Here is a 20,122-nt window from a genome sequence, read left to right as displayed (position 1 = left end):
AAGTAGAATTTAGATAGAGATTGATGGTTGATAGTTTAAATTCTCTCTGAATCCTATCTAGAGTGAGATGCTGGATCAAGTCCAGCATGAAGCATCGATAAATAATGATACAACCAATGACTAATCAGCCAACGAACCAACCTCTTACCTCAAATAAATCACAGCCTGTTTTACAACAAGATAGAGTGCCAGTATCCAAAGAAATATTGCGATGGATTTATTGATCAAGTGGCTGCTCAAAGCAAATTTTTCCTGTATGTAGCGCGCAAAGTGGGCATAGCCATAAAGCGCTACTGTTGAACCTATTCCGGAGCCAAGGCTAAAAATGATAAGCGACAAATAATCGGTCTTGATCCACTCGTGCAAGATCACGTAGTTGCCAAAAAACAGCCAGAAAGGGATTTGCACAGGATTTAAAACCCCCAAGAGCATGCCATAAAACATACTGCCCCGTTTGCTGCTGTTGCTATCCTTCGTTTTAGGCACCTTATTACGGTTGATCCAAGTAAGGGTACCCATTACCACAAAAAGGGTAATCATAAAGATATCTACATAGGTGCCCAGCCTTACTTCGTTGATATTGGAATCAAGGTTTACATCGCTAGATACCCAACGGGCAAAGCGCATCATCCCAAAAGTAAAAAGAACCTCTACACAGGAAAAAGCCAAAATAAATGACCAAGCTTGCCGCATGCCCTTATTGATGGTGAGCTGTGCAACCGTCAGGTTGATGTTTCCAGGCGGTATGTAGCCCATGGCATTTAGCAGTATGCCTATAATTAAGGTCAGAAAGAGCATAAGTTCGCTAAGATACTATTTCAAATGGGCTTTTAAAAATTGGCCTGTATAAGACTCCTTCACATTCAATAAATCTTCGGGTTTGCCCTCAAACACTACATTTCCGCCTTTATCGCCACCTTCTGGGCCGATATCTATCACCCAGTCGGCACATTTGATCATGTCCATGTTGTGTTCGATCACCAAAATGGTATTGCCCTGTTCGATTAATGTATGCAATGCTTTCAGCAGTTTTTTGATGTCGTGGAAATGCAAGCCGGTGGTCGGTTCATCAAAAATGAACATCGTTTTCTGGGCATTGTTGCCTTTAATCAGGAAAGAAGCCAGTTTGATCCGCTGTGCCTCGCCACCCGATAAGGTATTTGACGATTGGCCCAGATGCACATAGCCCAAACCCACATCAACCAAAGGCTGCAGTTTTTGAAGGATTTTATTTTCCTTGGCAAAAAACTCAACCGCTTGTTCAATGGTCATGTCCAAAATATCGGCTACGTTTTTATCCTGATAAGTGATATCCAGCACTTGTTGCTTAAATCTTCTGCCTCCACACGCCTCACATGGCAAAAAGATATCGGCCATGAACTGCATTTCTATTTTCACTTCGCCCTCTCCTTGGCAAACCTCACAACGACCGCCCTCTACATTGAAAGAGAATGCTGCAGGTTTTAGTCCGGCAGCTTTTGCCGATGGCAATGCCGAAAATAAAGCCCTTACATCATCCCAGGCCTTTACATAGGTGACCGGATTAGAACGCGAAGAACGGCCAATCGGGTTTTGATCTACCATCTCTACCGCACTTACCAAATCGATATTTCCAAAAACACCATCGTAGGCACCAGTTTGTTCACCTGCATAATTACCAATGGCTTTTTGCAAGGCTGGATAAAGGATTTTTTTGACCAAACTGGTTTTCCCAGAGCCAGATACGCCGCTTACGCAGGTAAATATGCCCAACGGGAATTTCACATCAATGTTTTTCAGGTTGTTTTCTCGGGCTCCCTTAATCAGGATGTGATCGCGCCATTCTCTTCTTTTAGCAGGAACAGCAATTTCTTCCTTTCCGGCCAAATACCTGCCGGTAAGCGAATTTTTATCTTTAACAATCTCTTTATAGGTACCGCTAAATACCAAATTGCCTCCATGCGTGCCTGCTTCTGGACCGATATCGATGATATGATCGGCCGCTTTCATCATTTCTTCTTCGTGCTCCACAACCAAAACGGTATTGCCTACATTCCTTAATGATTCGAGTACGCCGATTAAACGATGCGTATCTCGAGGGTGTAAACCGATGCTCGGTTCATCAAGCACATAAACAGAACCTACCAAGCTGCTGCCCAAAGAAGTCGCCAAATTAATACGTTGGCTCTCTCCGCCAGAAAGGGTATTGGATAGACGGTTTAAAGTCAAATAGCCTAAGCCAACATTATTAAGGTAAAGCACCCTGCTTGAAACTTCGGCCAATAAACGTTTGGATATTTTTGCCTGGGTATCAGTCAGATTCAAATTTTCGAAAAAGGGCAATAAGGTAGACAATGGCATCAATACCATATCTAAAATAGACTTGCCTCCTACTTTCACATACGAAGCATCCTTGCGCAGGCGCGTTCCCTTACAATCAGGGCAAACGGTTTTACCGCGATAGCGCGAAAGCATTACACGGTATTGTATTTTATAGGTTTGTTCTTCTAGTTCCTTAAAAAATTGGTCGAGCCCAGCAAAATAGCTGTTTCCTGTCCACAATAATTGCTGCTGTGCTTCGGCAAGCTCACGGTAAGGCCTATGGATCGGAAAATCGAATTTATCGGCATTTTTAACGAAACGTTTCAGCCATTCGCCCATTTTCTCACCACGCCAAGGCGCAATGGCGTTATCGTAAATACTTTTGCTTTTGTCTGGCACAACCAAATCTTCGTCGATGCCAATTACATTGCCATAACCTTCACAACGTTTACAGGCCCCGTAGGGATTGTTGAAGCTGAAAAAGTTAGGCGTAGGCTCCTCGAATTTAATCCCATCCAACTCAAAGCGATCACAAAAGAAAGTCTGCTTGCCTTCGTGCTCCACGTAACAATCGCCTTTGCCTTCAAAAAAAGCAGTTTGCACCGAATCGGCAATGCGACTTAGGGTCTCCTCTTCTTCGTTTACTACGATACGGTCGATGAGGATTTTAATGGTATCGTTATCGGCGAGTTTGATGTCTTTTATAGATTTATCTTCCAGCACCTCCTCTATTTTGGTGATTTTATTGTTAAAGTAAACCCTTAAAAATCCCTTTTGGAGCAACACGGCCAATTCTTCTTTTATCGTTCTGTTGTTGTGCGGGTGTAGCGGACAAAATACCGTAACTACGCTATCGGTGCCCAGGCCTACAATAAAATCGACCACTGTACTCACCGTATCTTTTTTAACCACCTGCCCCGAAACAGGAGAATAAGTAATGCCGATACGCGAATAAAGAAGCTTGAGGTAATCGTAAATCTCTGTAGAAGTACCTACGGTTGACCGCGGATTAGAAGTTATTACCTTTTGCTCGATGGCAATTGCCGGCGCAATGCCTTTAATATAATCTACATCAGGCTTGTTCATACGCCCCATAAACTGGCGTGCATAAGACGATAAACTCTCTACATAACGGCGTTGGCCCTCTGCATATAGGGTATCGAAAGCAAGGGAAGATTTTCCGGAGCCCGACATTCCTGTAATAACCACTAGTTTATTCTTCGGAATGGCCACATCTATATTTTTAAGATTGTGTACCCTGGCGCCTTTAATGATGATGTTTTGGTGTGGATCTTTCTCTATTTCCTTGCTCATGTACCGCTTGATTAGCTATATTCTATTGTAACCCCAAATTTACGATTTTGGTTTCAACCCCTCTAAAAATAAGATGCGATTTATAAAATTTTACAAATTTTAGCAGAATTATTATTGGAATTTCAAAAAAAAACCTTTCTTTTGAATTTATAACTCACACGATTAGAAACTGTATTTTAAAAACAAGGAGATCTGCTATAGATTAAAAAGCTACTTATTTATTATTTTAATAAAACGAGAAGAATTTTAGTATACGCACTCCTATGAAATTACAGCAGCATAGTGATCAGGATTTAGTGAAGCTATATCTTAACGGAGAAGAATCTGTATTAGAAGAATTACTTCGGAGACACAAATCCAAAATATATACCTCTATTTATTTATTGGTAAAAGACCAATACCTGGCAGAAGACATCTTTCAAGATGCTTTCATCAAGGTAATCAACACTTTACGCAGCGGCCGATACAACGAAGAAGGCAAGTTTTTGCCTTGGGTAATGCGCATTGCCCATAACTTGGTCATCGACTATTTCCGTCGCGAGAAACGTGCACCGGTTATTACCAGTGCCGATGGAACCGATGTGCTCAACCTATTGCAGATACACGAAGAAAGTGCCGAAGAACGCATGCTTCGCGAGCAAACGCACCTCGACCTGCGCGCAATGATCCATTTATTGCCCGACGAACAAAAAGAAGTGCTGATTATGCGCCATTACGCAGATTTGAGCTTTAAGGAAATTGCCGACTTGACCGACGTAAGCATTAATACGGCTTTGGGCCGAATGCGCTACGCCTTGAGCAACCTGCGCAAGATGATGAAGGTAAAAGAAGTCAGCCCAAGGGGGCTCTAATTTTTTCCATCTCGTTTTTATTAGTGTTCGATCCATTCCATAAATTGGTTAAATTATTTAATTCGCAGTTAATTATTTGGCTAAAATTGACGGAATCGGCATTTTGAAAAATTTTATTTGGAAAAAATAATTAATTTGTAAAGGCCATAAAATAAAACATATGCAATTACGTTTATCTTTTTAAACAACCAGAAAAATAAATATTGCGTATGACAAAAACCTCTACATTAAACAACCTTACTAATTTCTCAAGTCCACAGCCTGTTGAAAAGGCACTAGATGAGGGCGACCAACAAAATCAGTTGTTTTACAACAGCATTAAATCCAAATTGGACCAGTTGGCAAAAGAACCGTCTAACGAGACCATCGAGAAAATTTTAGCCTACGCTAAAAAAAAGTAATCAAAAAAGTCCCGGCTCAGTAGCTCGGGACTTTTTTTTAGAAAGCAATTTACAGCTCAACTACCTCCCAAAAGGCCTTACCAATTTGGTTTTTCATAAACCGTGTTATGAAGCACCAGCTTTTCATATGTTTTAGGGGTTAAGGTGAGTTTTTTCCAGCTTTCTTTTTATACCCCGCTCTAAATAGCCAATGCAAAAAAGGTTCTCGGATTTTCGTTCAGAGCCTTAGCTGGTTTTCCTTCGCATAAAATCAAAGGCCAATAAATCTTTTCATTGCCTTAAAACCAACCCTCTTTAAGCACGATGCCGATCCCTGTTGCTGCAAAATCCTTCCGTTTGTTCAAATTGCCGTTTATTGAAAACGTGAGGCCCACATTATCTTTTAATCGAAAGCCATAGCGGATTTCGCCCGCAAAACCAATTGCTTTTTTCGGCAGATTTGCGTTTCGACTGGAAAGTTTTTCATTTCTCAGGGCACCTACATACATGCCTCCAGCTCCAAATTCTAAAATCTGTGAATTTCCAATATCCAGTCGCCTTCCGATCAAGAAACCAACTTCACCCAGGCTTGGCTTCGCTTCTGCACGGATATTTTCTTCATATTCCTCTTGAAGTATGGCTGAAAACTTGAACTTTAGATAGGTATTTGTTTTACTATAGCTATAAAATCCAGACATCATGGGTTCTTTTGTGGAACTTACTCCAATTTCAAGCCCTGGACTCGATGCCCTCAGAAAATCGTCAATTGGCGATTGGGCCTTGCCAATGAACGAAAAACAAACCAGTACGGTTAACAATGATGATTTCATGTTGATTTAATTTAGCGGTTAATTGATTAAAACAAGCCTACAGCAATGCCAGCCGAAACACCTGCATAACTTTTAAGGAAATTGGCATTGGCTATTCCCGAGCAACTAATGGCAAAAGCCCTCTTGAACTGGAACGAATACCTTACTTCTGCAGGGAGGCCAACGGTAAATTTCTTTTTGAAGCGATCAGGCTGGTAAGATTCCTTTTGCCTATTAAAGGTTTCGTCCTTGTCTGTTTTGACAAAAGCCGATAAGCCAGCCCCAAATTGGATTTGATGATGTTTTCCTGCCCGATAATTTTTTCCTGCCATAAAGCTGATGTCTTCAAAGCCAACATTTTCCTGCGCACGATCGCTATCGTAATAATAGTCTTCGTATAGTTTTTTCTCGGCCTTGGTATTATCGTCAAAGGCACTTACTGCTTTAACCTTAAAGTAAAATTGATCGAGCTGCAAATAAGCTCCACCTTGGATCATGTGCTGGTAGCTTTTTGTTTTGCCATATTCGGCATTCATATACATGTTGCTAAATGATGGTTCTTGCTCATTTTGTGCTATGGCCTCGCTGCAAAATCCAAACAGGCCGGCCATTACTAATAATTTGCTTTTCATGTGTTTTCGATTTTAATTTTCTGATCTAAATTACCCTATCAAAAACAGATGAATTATCCTTAAAAACGTATACGAATAGTTAATAAAACTTTTAAGTAAAGTATTTTAAAATATTTGCGACATAATTAATCTTAAAAATTAGTTAGGCAAATAATTATTTCTTAAAAAATTATTAAATTAGATGAGATTAACTCATTAAAGGATTTTTTTATGTCGGATTTTCAGGTCTCTTTTTTTGAAAGGCTCAAGTCGGCCATTCCAGATTACCAAAACTTGGCACAGAGCGTAGCCGATGCCTTGGACATTAGTATGAACGAAGCCTACAAGAAGATGCGGGGCAACAGTGCGCTCAGTCTGCAACAGGTAATGCAATTGTCTGACGCATTTAACGTTCCTTTTATCTACAACCCCAATCAATCGTCGAGCGTAACTTTTAACTTTTTGAGCGTAAACGAAGACCTCAACATGGTTAATTACCTGCGCGACCTATTGACCAACCTCAAACTCATTCAGCAGAGCAAAACCAAGCACATTACAATTACCACCGACGATATTCCGATCTTTCATTTCTTCAAATACCCCGAACTTACGGCCTTTAAGCTTTTTTTCTGGGCAAACAACGTAAACAATAGCGAACTCAAATTCGATAGCCTTGTCATTTCCGAAGAAATCATTAGCCTCTCCCAAGAACTGCATCAGCTTTATTTAGAAATACCGAGTACTGAGATCTGGGCAAAGGACACCGTTCATGGCACCATAGAACAGATCAGGTATACGTTTGAAGCGGGCTACATCAGCGACAAGGCACTAGCCCAAAAAGTGGTAGAACAGGTGCGCTATTGCCTAACCGACATGAATATGTACGCCATCAGTAGCAAAAAGACCATCGATCCCAACCATAGTTTCAACTGGTACAACTGCGACGTGCTGGGCAGCATTGCCTATCTGGTCGATTTTAAGGATAGCATGCGTTGCTTTAACCGGTTCAACACTTTCAACTACCTCAAAACCGATGATCAGTTTTATTGTGAGCAGACCAAACGCTGGATGCAAAGCCTCATTAACAAATCCGTTGCCTTTAGTGGCCAGGGCGAAAAGCACCGCAATAAATACCTATATGAATCTTTCGCAGCCTGCGATGCCTTGATCAAGGAAATTGCGCTGTAGATGAGATCGAAAAGGGAAGATGGGAGATGTGAAATGGAAGAGGTAAGATGAAAGATGGCATCCCTGGCTACCAAGCCATAGACTATCAGACTATGGACTATGGACTGCTGACTTCCGACTACAGACTCCCGACTATTAAACAATGAACTAACATAACTATATTTGCACATGCTCAAAAAAGAACGTTACCAAAAATTTGTCGCCCACTTTGCCACCAAGCAGCCCGATGCCGAAACAGAATTGCACTACAACAATCCCTATCAGTTATTGGTTGCCGTTATCTTATCTGCACAATGCACCGACAAAAGAATTAACCAGGTAACACCAGCTCTTTTTCAGCGCTACCCCAACCCTAAAGCACTAGCCGAAACTACGCCCGATCAGGTTTTCGATTACATCAGGAGCGTGAGCTACCCTAACAACAAGGCGAAACATTTGGTAGGCATGGCCAATATGCTGGTTAACGAATTTAACAGCCAAGTACCTTCAGACGTAAACGAACTGCAAAAAATGCCTGGCGTTGGTCGCAAAACCGCGAATGTAATTGCTTCTGTTGTTTTTGATGCACCGGCGATGGCAGTTGATACCCATGTTTTTAGGGTAGCCAACAGAATTGGACTAACCCGAGGTAAAACGCCTTTGGCTGTAGAAAAGGATTTGGTTAAGCACCTGCCCGAACATACCATTTCCATTGCGCACCATTGGCTTATCCTACACGGCCGTTATGTTTGCGTGGCCAGAAGTCCAAAATGCAGCATTTGCGAAATCACCCATTTTTGCAAATATTTTGAACAGAATTTTAAGCTAAATAATTTAGCTATTTAAGAATGTTGAAAAAATAAATCTAGTTTTATTTGCACTTATTAAAATTAAATTGATATGTTTGCTAAAGTTATTAGCATTATTGCTTTTTATTAGCCGATATTTATTTTACATTTACTTTCAGATTTACAGACATGAACCCAAACACAGAAAAACTTAAAGCGTTACAGCTTACCCTAGATAAATTAGAAAAATCATACGGCAAAGGCTCCATTATGAAATTGGGCGATCAAGCTGTAGAAAGCATTGAAGCCATTTCTACCGGCTCTATCAGTTTAGATATTGCCTTGGGCATTGGCGGTGTACCTAAAGGACGTGTAATAGAAATTTACGGTCCGGAATCTTCTGGTAAAACCACTTTGGCCACTCATATTATTGCAGAAGCGCAAAAGAAAGGTGGCATTGCAGCCATTATCGATGCCGAGCATGCTTTTGACAAGTTTTATGCAAAAAAATTAGGGGTAGATACAGACAACCTATTGATCTCTCAGCCAGACAATGGTGAGCAGGCTTTAGAAATTGCAGACAACCTGATCCGTTCGGGCGCTATTGACGTAATCGTAATCGACTCTGTGGCTGCTTTAGTACCAAAGGCAGAGATCGAAGGAGAAATGGGCGACAGCAAAATGGGTTTACAGGCTCGTTTAATGAGCCAGGCTTTGCGTAAGCTTACGGGAACCATCTCAAAAACCGGATGTTGTTGTATTTTCATCAACCAGTTGCGTGAAAAAATTGGCGTGATGTTCGGCAATCCAGAAACGACTACCGGTGGTAATGCGCTCAAATTTTATGCTTCGGTGCGTTTGGATATCCGCAGGACTTCTCAAATCAAAGATTCTGATGAAGTTTCAGGTAACCGCGTTAAGGTGAAGATCGTAAAAAACAAAGTTGCTCCTCCGTTCCGCGTAGCAGAATTCGACATCATGTTTGGTGAAGGTATTTCAAAAACCGGCGAGATCATCGATTTGGGTGTTGATTTTAACATCATTAAAAAAGCAGGCTCATGGTTCTCTTATGGCGACACCAAATTGGGTCAGGGAAGAGATGCCGTTAAGCAATTGTTGTTAGACAATCCAGAATTGGCAGAAGAAATAGAATTGAAGATCCGTGCAGAAGTAACCGGAGATAAATTAGAGGATAAAGAAGGCTAGAATTTAAAGGTTTTCAAACCGATGCCATCAGCTCGAATGAGCGGACCAAGGGAGATCTATCTATATGTTTGCCAAGACAGGATAACTCTTTGTTCGCTCAGTCGATAAGATGGCTTTTTTATTGGTGGATAGAAGAGCCGGAAAGGGAACAGATAAGCTGGAAAAGGGATTTGTCGTCGAGAATGAAGTGAAAAAGCTACAAGAGAAGAGTTACTCGAAATAGGTTCTTGTTATACTTGAAAAATGACAAATTGGTTTAAAACGAACTCTTAGGCAAAAAAAAATCCCTACCTAGAGAACCCTGCCTATTCTTTGCCTTTAGTCGAACTAAAACTATTTGAAGCTTGAAGATTTAGGCGCTACCTGCCCATTGTCTTTCATGAAGTTCTTATCCAGCTTGATGATAGTATAGGTTGCAATGATGATTCCGAATACCAGAAAAAACAATCCTAAATAATTCCTCTTTTTGTCTTGTTTGATCATCCAAATCAAAAATATGATCAATGGAATAAGCATCAAACCAAAAAACACAAAACTCATCGTTCCCATAATTCTATTTTTTAAAAGTTCATTCTTGCCATTGGCGAAACATCCTGCCCTACAAATTCTTTAGCCAAAAATTTATGATAACCGGCAATCGCAATCATGCCTGCATTATCTGTACAATACTGGAAAGCGGGAATGTACACATTCCAACCTAGCTTATCTTTCATTTCCTGCAAGGCATTTCTCAGCCCTGAATTGGCCGAAACACCTCCAGCAATGGCAATATCCTTAATTCCGTATTGCTTAGCTGCTTTTTTCAGTTTATTCAACAAAATATTGACAATACTGTATTGCACCGAGGCACATATATCTGCTAAATTCTCCTCAACAAACATCGGGTTTTCCTTTTGTTTATCTCTCACAAAATATAAGATAGCCGTTTTAAATCCACTAAAACTGTAATTCAGTTCCTGAATTTGTGGCTCTGGAAATTTAAAAGCCAAAGGATTTCCTGTTTGTGCATGTTTATCAATAAGCGGTCCACCTGGATAAGGCAAGTTCAATATTTTTGCTGTCTTGTCGAAAGCTTCGCCCGCAGCATCATCTAAGGTTTCGCCCACTATTTCCATGTCAAAATAATCTTTCACCAACACAATTTGTGTATGCCCGCCAGAAACGGTAAGGCACAGAAAAGGAAACGGGGGTTTAGGATCATCTATAAAATGAGCCAAAATGTGCGCCTGCATATGATTCACAGAAATAAGTGGCAAATCAAGCGCCAAGGCAAAAGACTTTGCAAAGGAAACCCCTACCAGCAAAGCGCCCAATAAGCCAGGTCCTTGCGTAAAAGCTACCCCATCTAACTCATTTTTGTTAACTTTAGCAATAGCCAAGGCCTGCTGAACTGCAGGAACTATGTTCTGCTGATGAACCCTTGAAGCCAATTCTGGAATTACGCCACCATAATTTTCATGAATTGTTTGGTTTGCAATAACATTGGCAGTAATTTTGCCGTTGTTACAAACGGCAACCGAAGTTTCATCACATGAAGATTCTATAGCAAGTATTACAGGCACGATTAAAGATATTAAGCTACAAAATTATTAAAAAACTATTAAAAATACTGCTTTGGGTTGTCGCATCAATAATATTGTTGCTTGGCGTAGTGTTATTCTCGCTTCAATTTAAGCCCGTACAGACCTATGTAGCGCAAAAAGCAGCGGCTTATTTATCTAAAGAACTCAAAACTACCATTAAAATAGGCGGGCTTTATGTAAAGCCTTTCAAGTCTGTTATACTAGAAAACCTGGTTGTATTGGACCAACAAAAGGACACCTTAGCCAATTTTCCTAAGTTTATTGTAGACATCAATAAATTTTCTCTAAAGGAACGGATATTAGATGTCAACACCGTGCAGGTGAATAATGGCTCTTTCTTTTTAAAGGATAATCAGGATGGCTCATCCAACCTCGATTTTATCATCGATTATTTTGACAGCCCAGCTCCAACAAAACCTAAAAAGAAGAAAAAGAAATTTCAATTGCTATTTAACCGCGTTATTTTAAATAATGTAGCCTTTAAATATAAAAACCTCAAACTTAACAACGTTGTTAAAGGCGTAAATTTTGAAGATATAGACCTGAAGCAATTGAACGGCATTTTCGAAAAGCTGGATACCAAAGACCATATTCTTCAGGCCAACATCAAGAACCTCACCTTCAAGGAAAAAAGTGGTTTTTATTTGAAGAATCTCAGTGCTTTCACCACTATTGACACCAATGCGATCGAACTCCAAAAGTTGTTGTTGGTAACCAATCAAAGCCGTTTAACCGATTACTACCAAATGAAGTTTGACAAGTTCAAAGACTTCAACAAGTACGTAGAGAAGGTAAGGATGAAGGCTAATTTTAAAGAGAGCCATATTTCATCGAGAGACATCGCCTACTTTGCTCCAGAGCTGAATAAAATGAAGCTCGATATTGACATTGATGGTCAGATTTCCGGCTATGTAAGCAATTTAAAAGCTAAAAAATTAGCCATTAAAGCCGGGAAAGCGACTTACATCAAAGGCGATTTCACCATGAAAGGTTTACCAGATTGGGAGCAGACCTTTATGGACATGAAGATAGAAATGGCCGGCACCAATAAAAAAGACTTGGAGGCCATCTTGACAGACGTTACCGGCAAGCCGATGAAGTCTATCCCACCTATTGTAAGCAAGTTCGGCAATGTGAACTTTAACGGTTCATTTACGGGTTTCCAAAATGATTTTATTGCCTATGGCGAATTCAAGACCAATCTCGGACGCTTTAAATCTGACGTAAACCTTAAAATCGATAAAAAGGGGATGCCATCTTATACCGGAAACGTGCAAACCTTTGATTTCAATTTGGGCGATCTGCTGAACGAAAAAAGCTTGGGCCGCATCACTTCCGAACTTTATGTGAAGGGAAAAGGTGCCGAAGTAAAAGAACTGACCGAACAATTGAATGGCAATGTCACTTACATAGATTTTAATGGCTATCGCTATCGCAATGTTAAGATCGATGGTACTTTCGATAAGAAGTATTTTGATGGGAGCCTGAAGATCGATGACAAAAACGTACAATTGGTTTTTGATGGCGGTGTTAACCTCAACCCTAAATTACCCGTATTTAACTTTAAGGCCAGCATTAAAAATGCCCGTTTAAAAACACTCAAGCTCTATAAGGATTCGCTTAAGGTTGATGCAGATTTCAGCACCAACTTTTCGGGCAATAACCTTGACAATATTCAGGGCAATTTGCTGGTGCAACACATTACCTTGAACAATAAAAAGGGGATTTACCATATTGATTCGGTACAGTTGGATGCCAAAGGCATTGGCCAGGAAAGGAGCTTGGCCATCAAGTCTGATATTTTCGATGCCAGTATCAAAGGCCAATACGACCTTAATACCATTGCTTCTTACTATAAAGCAATTGCCAAAACTTATATCCCATCGTTAAAAGCCGATATCATCAGTTACAAAACGCAAATTTTTGATTTCAATCTGCGGGTAAAACGCTTCGAGCCAATTGCCGAATTAGTAGCTCCAGGGCTTCAAATCGACGATCAGGCTATTTTAATTGGTTCATTCGACTCGCGGAATAATACGGCGACACTGAATGGTAGCATCAGGAAACTGACCTACAAAGGCATTACTGCGAATAACATCATTTTAGAGGAAAACACAACGGCTAAACAGTTACAGGCCATTATTACTTCAGACCGTGTTGACCTGAACGACAGTTTGTACATTAAAAACGTGAACATTGCCAATGTGCTGAGGAATGACAGCTTGGCGCTCAACTTAAAAATGTCTAATGCAGATGATGCCAATCAGCTCGATTTGAACGGCTTGGTAGAATTTGTAAACGACAGTGCCAAAATCAGTATTTTACCTTCGATTTTGAAGATCAATAGTGAAGATTGGAACATCCAGGAAAAGGTTCGAATTAATTTCAATAAAGGAAAAACGGAGATCGAGAATTTCGCACTGAGCAATAACCGACAAATGCTTTCTGTAGATGGCGTACTTTCCGATGATCCTAAAGATCTATTATTGGTTGGTTTTGAGAACTTCAATCTTAAAACATTGAATCCATTCGTAAAGACGCTTGGCGTAAAACTAGGCGGAAATGCAAATGGCAAAACACGCTTATACAACCTCTTAAAAACACCGGTAATCAGCGACAGCCTGAGAATTGATTCGCTTACTTTCAACGATACCTACATTGGCCGTTTAACGGATACCTCTTCATATGACCAGGTAAAAAATGCCGTAAACGTGTTTACACAGATATTGGCAGATGACAAGGAAACCTTTAAAATAACTGGCGGCGTAGACCTCAAAGAAAAGCAGATCGATCTCAAAGTTAAACTTGATGGCAGCAAGCTCACCGTATTGGAACCTTTTGTAAAGAAACTGGTTTCCAATCTCAAAGGCAATATTTCTGCCGATCTAACGGTAAAAGGACCTTTGGATAAACCGAAGATCAATGGTGATATTTCTTTTGATCGAGGCGAAGTAACGGTGAATTACCTCAAAACAGCATATACTCTCAACGATAAGATACAGGTAGACAATAGTGTAATCCAGATCAACGATTTGGCCCTGGAAGATGCAGAAGGTAACGAAGCCGTCGCAAACGGAAGCGTTGACTTGAACAATATCGACGATCCGAATATTCAGGTGAAATTAACTTCCACCAACTTCATGGCGTTAAACACTACTTCAAAAGACAATTCCCTGTACTATGGCCGTGCTTACGCCACGGGTAATTTCTCTTTTAGCGGCCCTACCAGCAGCATGTTGATCAACATTGACGCCAAGACTGAAAAAGGAACCATTTTTAACCTTCCATTGAATAGTTCTGAAACGATTTCGGACAAAGACTTTATCACTTTCGTAAACAAAGACACGACTAAAGTGGTAAAAAAACAAACCAGTTTTGACGGTTTGAAGATGAACCTCAAATTGCGCGTTGACCCTAACACGGTCGCCAACATTTATACGGTATTAGGAAAGTTGAGCGGCAAAGGAAATGCAGAACTGGAACTGAACATTACCAGCACAGGCGATTTCGAAATGAAGGGCGATTACATTATCGAAACCGGACTTTTCGATTTTACGGCTCAGGAGGTTATTAACAAACGCTTTGAAATCCGCCAGGGGGGAACAATCAGGTGGACGGGTAATCCGGCTAATGCACAGATTAACCTCAAAGCTATTTATGCCTTAAGGGCAAGCACAGGCGATTTGTATACCGCAGCCAATCAGGACCAATCATCGGCAGGCAACAATGAAAGGGTGCAAACTGAAGTAGAAATGGGTTTAAGTGGCTTGCTTTTGCAGCCAGATATCAAATTGGATATCTTCTTCCCCGCCAACCCCGCCATTAAAGAAAAATTGCAATCGTACTTTAACGATGGAAATAACCTGAACACGCAAGCCTTGAGCTTAATCATTCAACGCAGGTTTGCACCAGGCACCGGAAAGGAGAATTTAGGGCAACAGTTAGGCTCTGTGGGTACGAGTACGGCCAGCGAATTGATTTTTAACCAGTTTAATAACCTGCTTTCTTCACTCAACCTGAACTTTGTAGACATTAACATTCGTTCGTTCAACGAAGCCAGTGCATCGGTTAAGCTTTTTAATGATAGAGTAATCATCAATGCTGGTATTGTTGACAATACCAAAAGCTCTACCGATTATTCTGTAGGCTTATTTAAAGATAATGTGGGTAAAGAGGTGGAGATTTTAGGCCTCATTAGAAAAGATGGAACCTTGGTAGGCAAACTGGCCAACAAGCCTCCTACACAACAAAGTATATTTGCCAATCCGGGCGTAGATCCTAATGCCAATGTAACTTCATTTGGTTTGATCTACAGTCAGCAGTTTGATACATTTAGGGAGTTCTTGCAAAAAATAACCGGGAAATACCGTAAGGAGCAGCAGAAAAAAGAGGCTGCTAAAAAAGAACAGGTAAACAAAGAAGCTATTTTGAACGAGAGTAAGAAGAATAATCCGAAGAAGTAGTTTTTCAGTTGTCAATTTCTAGTTGCCAGTCTGGATTCATAAACCATTTTCAAAGAATCTTCATTGCGAATAACGGCGAAATGGTTTTTTAGTTGACAGTTAACTGATTAACCCATTTGCCAGTTTATAGCATAAAAAAATCCGAAGTTTTAGCTTCGGATTTTTTGTTTTATTTCATGATTTGATGTCCCATTTTATCCCGCTTGGTTTTCAAATAGGTTTCATTATGTTTATTGCTTTCAATCTCTATGGCCACATTTTCTACGATCTCCAAACCGTAGCCGATCAAGCCAGCTCTCTTGGTAGGATTGTTAGACATTAAGCGCATTTTGCTTACGCCTTGCGCCCTTAAAATCTGTGCACCAACGCCATAATCGCGTTCATCGCCTTTAAAACCTAGTTTAATGTTGGCTTCAACAGTATCGAAACCGGCATCCTGCAAATTATAAGAGCGGAGCTTGTTGATTAAGCCAATTCCCCTTCCCTCTTGGTTCATGTAAACGATAATTCCCTTTCCTTCTTGCTCTATCATTTGAAAGGCTTTATGTAATTGCGGACCACAGTCGCAACGACATGAGCCAAAGATATCACCAGTTACACAAGAACTATGGATCCTTGCCAAAATCGGCTCGCCTTCTTCCCATTCGCCTTTGGTTATGGCCAAGTGTGTCGCATTGTTGCTTAACTGCGTATAAGCTGTCATTTTAAAATCGCCCCATTCCGTAGGCAAGTTCACGGTTACTTCTTCCCTGATTAAACTCTCGGCAGCCAAACGGTAAGCAATCAAGTCTTTGATAGAAATGATTTTCAATTCGTGTTGTGCAGCGATTTTCATCAAATCGGGTAAGCGCGCCATGGTACCGTCTTCGTTCATAATTTCGACAAGCACTCCCGCTGGCTCAAAACCTGCCAAACGCGCAATGTCTATAGTTGCTTCGGTATGTCCGGTTCTTCTCAATACGCCTTCCCTACGTGCCTTCAACGGAAAAATATGTCCAGGTCTGCCCAGGTCTTCCGGCTTGGTATCAGGATTGATTAAGGCTTGAACTGTTTTGGCCCTATCATGTGTAGAAATACCTGTTGTACAGCCATGGCCAATTAAATCAACCGATACGGTAAATGGAGTTTGATGGAGCACAGTATTGTTCTGCACCATAAGATCGAGCTTTAAATCATTGCAGATATCTTCAATCAACGGTGCGCAAATCAAACCTCTTCCATATTTAGACATGAAGTTGATTACTTCTGGCGTCACATTTCTGGCAGCCGTAATAAAATCGCCTTCGTTTTCGCGATCTTCGTCATCTACCACAATAATGATTTTGCCTGCCCTAATCTCCTCTAGCGCTTCGTCTATGGTATTTAATTTTATTTCCATTTTGTATTTGATCAAATTGACAGGATAAGGCATAGGCCTATTTCCCGAAATGCAAAGTTACAACCTTTGCAAACAATAATTTGGCTTAAAATATCATTGATAAGTAAGGAATATCGCCTGCGTTATTTAATTCTTTTCTTTCTTTTTAAACAAGCCTACAAACAGCTGCTTGTAGTAATCGACATCGAATAGGGCCGAGTCAACAGTGGCTTTGTAGGTTAAGAAAATGCCTAATGGCGTTAATATGATAATGGCTACCCACATCCCAAAACTAGGATCTAAAGAGCCTTCTTTGGCCGATTTTTCTGCTACTGTAGACAGGATATGGTAAATCAGGAAGAAGACAATGGCAATAACCACTGGCAGGCCCAGCCCTCCTTTTCTAATAATCGCGCCCAATGGCGCTCCAATAAAGAACAGCAAGAGACAAGATACCGCCAAAGTATATTTACGCTGGTATTCGATCTTCGCTTTGATGATTTCCTTTGTTTTGAAATCAAAATCCAATAACCTGTTAGTGACAATCTGCTTGATTGCTTCTGCCTGATCATAGCCTGATTGCAGGGCTTGGGTACGCAGGTTTTTAGGAATGGCATTTACGATGGAGCCTTTAATTACCTTAACAGGAACTTTGATTTTTGTATAGCCTTTGGCGATTTCATATTGCTTAAAATAAACCGAGGCATTTGCTTTTGTGGTTTTGTTTAAGCTATCGAGGCTTTTTTTGATCGAATCTTCACGGTTCAATAGCTCCTTCCTATTGAGCATAGGCGCATTATTTTTAAAACTGGCCTCTTGTGTACGGTTAAGTCCGCCAAAGCTGCTCAGGTCAAACTTTACTTCGGTCTGTTTGAAACGCATCCGTGTTAAGGTTTGCCTCGGATTAAAAGAACTGCTATTGCTTCCGGCATTTTCTTCGTAACGCACGCCATTTACCAAGCTCAGCACCAGGTATTGGTCATCACTGGTTTTGGCCATCCTTCCCTTTTCGGCCATGATAATCTTCGGGATGCCATTGGTACCCGTATGGTCGTAAATCATGATGCCATATAAGGAATCCACGCCAGCCTCGCCTTTGCGCTCTACCCGCATGGCATAATTCTGTATACTGTTATTGAATACCCCTGGCTTGATCAGAAATGACAGCTTTTTATTGCGCATGTCATAAAGCAGGGAGCCATATTTAAGGTTGGCTTTGGGCAACATGTAATCTGAAAAAAGAAAAGAAGCGAAAGCCAGGCCAATGATAAAGACAAACAAAGGCCGCATTGCCTTCTGCAAAGAAACTCCCGCCGATTTGATGGCCACCAGTTCGTAGTTTTCGCCCAGGCTCCCGAAAGTCATGATTGAAGAAAGCAGAATAGCCAAAGGCAGGGCCATGGCCACATTCGAGGCTGATGCGTAAAACATGACTTCGGCAATGGTGTACCATTCGAAGCCCTTTCCGATCAAATCGTCAATATACTTGAACAGGAAGAACATCAACAGGATGAACATCACAATAAAAAATGTGACGAAAAATGGCCTGATAAATGCCTTAATCAGCAGTAGGTGTATCTTTTTCAATGTACAAAGATAGGCAAACCCAGCGAAAAATTAGCCTCCGATAACGCTAACTAGGTAAGTGATCTGGTTATCCCAGATTTGTGTCTTTTCTGCACGGGTTTCGTCGGTTGCAAAATCGGTAATAGACAAGGCTACGTCGTTGGTGAGTTCGTCTTGAACGATTTCCATCTCAAAATAACAGTGTGGATCATCATCAACCCATTTGAATTTCACAAGCTTGTTTTCTTTTATACTTAGCAATTTGGCTTTTTGCACTTCTCCATCCCAGGTAAAGGTGTAGGTCTGGTCTCTGAAAACCACATCGTCTGCAAACCATTGCGACAGCCCGTTAGGCTCGCTGATAAAGCTGAACAGTATACGTGGAGAAGACCTCAATTCATATTCTAGATTAAATTTTTTCTTTTCTGACATCCTTAAACACCGCTATCTGTAAAAATATTGGACTATTTTTTTAACTTTTGTTTCTAAAGAAAAGTAATTTATTCTATATTTGCAACTCTTTAAAAAATAGTATTCAACATTTGATATTATTTTTCCCGGCGGGGTAGCTCAGATGGTTAGAGCGCAGGATTCATAACCCTGAGGTCGGCAGTTCGATCCTGCTCCCCGCTACTGGTAAAGCTCAACGAAAGTTGGGCTTTTTTTATGTGTAAATGCTTCGTTTATCAATGTTTTTGCCATTCTTTTTGGGGTAATGCAAACTCAATTGGCAGGTCTGTTTTCTCATCTCGGTATTCAATTACTTCTAAATGGTTTACCTGCCTCTCTAACATTTCAAGAATGCCCTCGTCAAAGTCTTTTGGAACTTCCATTCTGCTTTCCACATACTGATTGGCTAGGATATTCATCAATTCGGCAACGGTAACCTGTCCATTCGCATTCAGAAAAATTTCTTGTGGCCAATAATCCATGGTAATCATTGTAGGCTTATTGTCGAGAACAGATACAATACATATGTCCTTTTCACCAAACCAATCCCAATGCCTTGTTCTTACAAAATATTTGTCTTTATGGGCGAAATGCTCCAAAAAAGCGAAATGTGGGATTTCTATTTTCTTTTTAGCGAAGAGTTTTTTAAACATTCTAGCAGTCTATTGATTAATTAGAGTAAAACTAACTTAAGCAAAAAGAAGAACAATTAGAGCTCCTGTACCAAGAGAAATTTTTACTATTTTAGGCCTAGGGTAAGCAAAAAACTATGGCAAAAACAGACTATCAAACAATCGCAGAATACCATAATGCATTTCCGAAAGAAGCACAAGAGCGACTGGAACAAATCTATAAAGTGATTAAGAAGGTTGCTCCCGAAGCGGATGAAGTGATCAGCTACCAGATTCCTGCCTTTAAGATCGGCAAACAATTCCTGATCTATTATGCCGCATTTGCCAAGCATGTCACACTTTCGAGCCCATGGAGCGCTGCTTTTTTAAAGCATTTCGAAAACGATTTAAAAGGAATGAAAGTAAGCAAATCTGTGATCCAGTTTCCAGATAAAGATGCCTTGCCTTTAGACTTTATTGAGCGTATCATCAATTTTAGAAAGAAAGAGATTGAAGATAAGGGTTAAGCCTGCTTTGGCTGATTAGTTCATTAGTCATTAGTTCATTGAGCAGGTATGACTACTGAAAATGTACCAATAAAGATTGCTTCATCACTTTGTTCTTCGCAATGACGATCCAATTTTCCATTTTACCTTCCATATCCA

At 40.5% G+C, this 20,122-nt stretch carries 17 protein-coding genes and 1 tRNA gene; 8 read left to right on the top strand and 10 right to left on the bottom strand.

Features of this window, described 5'->3' with window-relative positions:
* Positions 1–144: 144 nt before the first annotated feature.
* Positions 145–756 (bottom strand): LysE family transporter, encoded by a 612-nt coding sequence (locus tag AC570H_RS00220; protein ID WP_497350490.1) that lies wholly within the window; start codon positions 754–756, stop codon positions 145–147.
* A gap of 57 nt (positions 757–813) precedes the next feature.
* A complete protein-coding gene (gene uvrA / locus AC570H_RS00215) occupies positions 814–3,615 on the bottom strand; it encodes an excinuclease ABC subunit UvrA (RefSeq protein WP_497350488.1) in 2,802 nt (933 codons plus the stop codon).
* Positions 3,616–3,878: 263 nt separating this feature from the next.
* On the opposite strand from uvrA, the gene AC570H_RS00210 reads away from it, so the two are divergent.
* Entirely contained in the window at positions 3,879–4,466 is a 588-nt protein-coding gene (locus AC570H_RS00210; RefSeq protein ID WP_199141906.1) for an RNA polymerase sigma factor, read from the top strand.
* 209 nt (positions 4,467–4,675) lie between these two features.
* Positions 4,676–4,867: a hypothetical protein gene (locus AC570H_RS00205; protein WP_497350486.1), complete on the top strand. Its 192-nt coding sequence runs from the start codon at positions 4,676–4,678 to the stop codon at positions 4,865–4,867.
* A gap of 278 nt (positions 4,868–5,145) precedes the next feature.
* Here AC570H_RS00205 and AC570H_RS00200 read toward each other — a convergent pair whose 3' ends face one another.
* Together AC570H_RS00200 and AC570H_RS00195 are read right to left on the bottom strand one after the other, a co-directional pair.
* A complete protein-coding gene (locus AC570H_RS00200) occupies positions 5,146–5,676 on the bottom strand; it encodes a hypothetical protein (protein WP_497350484.1) in 531 nt (176 codons plus the stop codon).
* A gap of 26 nt (positions 5,677–5,702) precedes the next feature.
* Positions 5,703–6,287: a hypothetical protein gene (locus AC570H_RS00195; RefSeq protein ID WP_497350482.1), complete on the bottom strand. Its 585-nt coding sequence runs from the start codon at positions 6,285–6,287 to the stop codon at positions 5,703–5,705.
* A 210-nt stretch (positions 6,288–6,497) separates the two neighbouring features.
* On the opposite strand from AC570H_RS00195, the gene AC570H_RS00190 reads away from it, so the two are divergent.
* From AC570H_RS00190 to recA, 3 genes are all read left to right on the top strand, one after another.
* Complete coding sequence (locus tag AC570H_RS00190) at positions 6,498–7,454, top strand: helix-turn-helix domain-containing protein (RefSeq protein WP_497350480.1); 957 nt, start codon at positions 6,498–6,500, stop codon at positions 7,452–7,454.
* Positions 7,455–7,622: 168 nt separating this feature from the next.
* Positions 7,623–8,279 carry an endonuclease III gene (gene nth / locus AC570H_RS00185; protein WP_497350478.1) on the top strand — a complete coding sequence of 219 codons (657 nt, stop codon included), beginning with the start codon at positions 7,623–7,625 and terminating at the stop codon, positions 8,277–8,279.
* 131 nt (positions 8,280–8,410) lie between these two features.
* Positions 8,411–9,427, top strand: a complete 1,017-nt coding sequence (gene recA, locus AC570H_RS00180) for a recombinase RecA (protein WP_497350476.1) — start codon at positions 8,411–8,413, stop codon at positions 9,425–9,427.
* A gap of 333 nt (positions 9,428–9,760) precedes the next feature.
* Here recA and AC570H_RS00175 read toward each other — a convergent pair whose 3' ends face one another.
* Together AC570H_RS00175 and tsaD are read right to left on the bottom strand one after the other, a co-directional pair.
* Entirely contained in the window at positions 9,761–9,976 is a 216-nt protein-coding gene (locus tag AC570H_RS00175) for a hypothetical protein (protein WP_497350474.1), read from the bottom strand.
* Positions 9,977–9,987: 11 nt separating this feature from the next.
* Positions 9,988–10,989, bottom strand: coding sequence for a tRNA (adenosine(37)-N6)-threonylcarbamoyltransferase complex transferase subunit TsaD (gene tsaD / locus AC570H_RS00170; protein ID WP_497350473.1), 1,002 nt, complete (start codon positions 10,987–10,989; stop codon positions 9,988–9,990).
* Between the two features lie 74 nt (positions 10,990–11,063).
* Here tsaD and AC570H_RS00165 point away from each other — a divergent pair, with 74 nt between their 5' ends.
* Complete coding sequence (locus tag AC570H_RS00165) at positions 11,064–15,473, top strand: translocation/assembly module TamB domain-containing protein (RefSeq protein ID WP_497350471.1); 4,410 nt, start codon at positions 11,064–11,066, stop codon at positions 15,471–15,473.
* A 169-nt stretch (positions 15,474–15,642) separates the two neighbouring features.
* Here the strand turns inward: AC570H_RS00165 and AC570H_RS00160 are convergent, their stop codons facing one another.
* The 3 genes from AC570H_RS00160 to AC570H_RS00150 all read right to left on the bottom strand — a co-directional run bounded on the left by AC570H_RS00160 (position 15,643) and on the right by AC570H_RS00150 (position 18,828).
* Positions 15,643–16,851: a bifunctional 3,4-dihydroxy-2-butanone-4-phosphate synthase/GTP cyclohydrolase II gene (locus AC570H_RS00160; protein ID WP_497350469.1), complete on the bottom strand. Its 1,209-nt coding sequence runs from the start codon at positions 16,849–16,851 to the stop codon at positions 15,643–15,645.
* 126 nt (positions 16,852–16,977) lie between these two features.
* Positions 16,978–18,417, bottom strand: coding sequence for an LptF/LptG family permease (locus AC570H_RS00155; RefSeq protein WP_497350467.1), 1,440 nt, complete (start codon positions 18,415–18,417; stop codon positions 16,978–16,980).
* A gap of 30 nt (positions 18,418–18,447) precedes the next feature.
* A complete protein-coding gene (locus tag AC570H_RS00150) occupies positions 18,448–18,828 on the bottom strand; it encodes an START-like domain-containing protein (protein WP_497350465.1) in 381 nt (126 codons plus the stop codon).
* A 127-nt stretch (positions 18,829–18,955) separates the two neighbouring features.
* Between AC570H_RS00150 and AC570H_RS00145 the strand changes: the two genes are divergently transcribed.
* Positions 18,956–19,029, top strand: a tRNA-Met gene (locus AC570H_RS00145).
* A gap of 53 nt (positions 19,030–19,082) precedes the next feature.
* Here AC570H_RS00145 and AC570H_RS00140 read toward each other — a convergent pair.
* Positions 19,083–19,499 carry a hypothetical protein gene (locus tag AC570H_RS00140; RefSeq protein WP_497350463.1) on the bottom strand — a complete coding sequence of 139 codons (417 nt, stop codon included), beginning with the start codon at positions 19,497–19,499 and terminating at the stop codon, positions 19,083–19,085.
* A 116-nt stretch (positions 19,500–19,615) separates the two neighbouring features.
* On the opposite strand from AC570H_RS00140, the gene AC570H_RS00135 reads away from it, so the two are divergent.
* A complete protein-coding gene (locus AC570H_RS00135) occupies positions 19,616–19,984 on the top strand; it encodes an iron chaperone (protein WP_497350461.1) in 369 nt (122 codons plus the stop codon).
* Positions 19,985–20,122 lie beyond the last annotated feature (138 nt).

Source organism: Pedobacter sp. B4419 (assembly GCF_059693725.1).
This window is presented reverse-complemented; position numbering and strand designations above follow the sequence as displayed.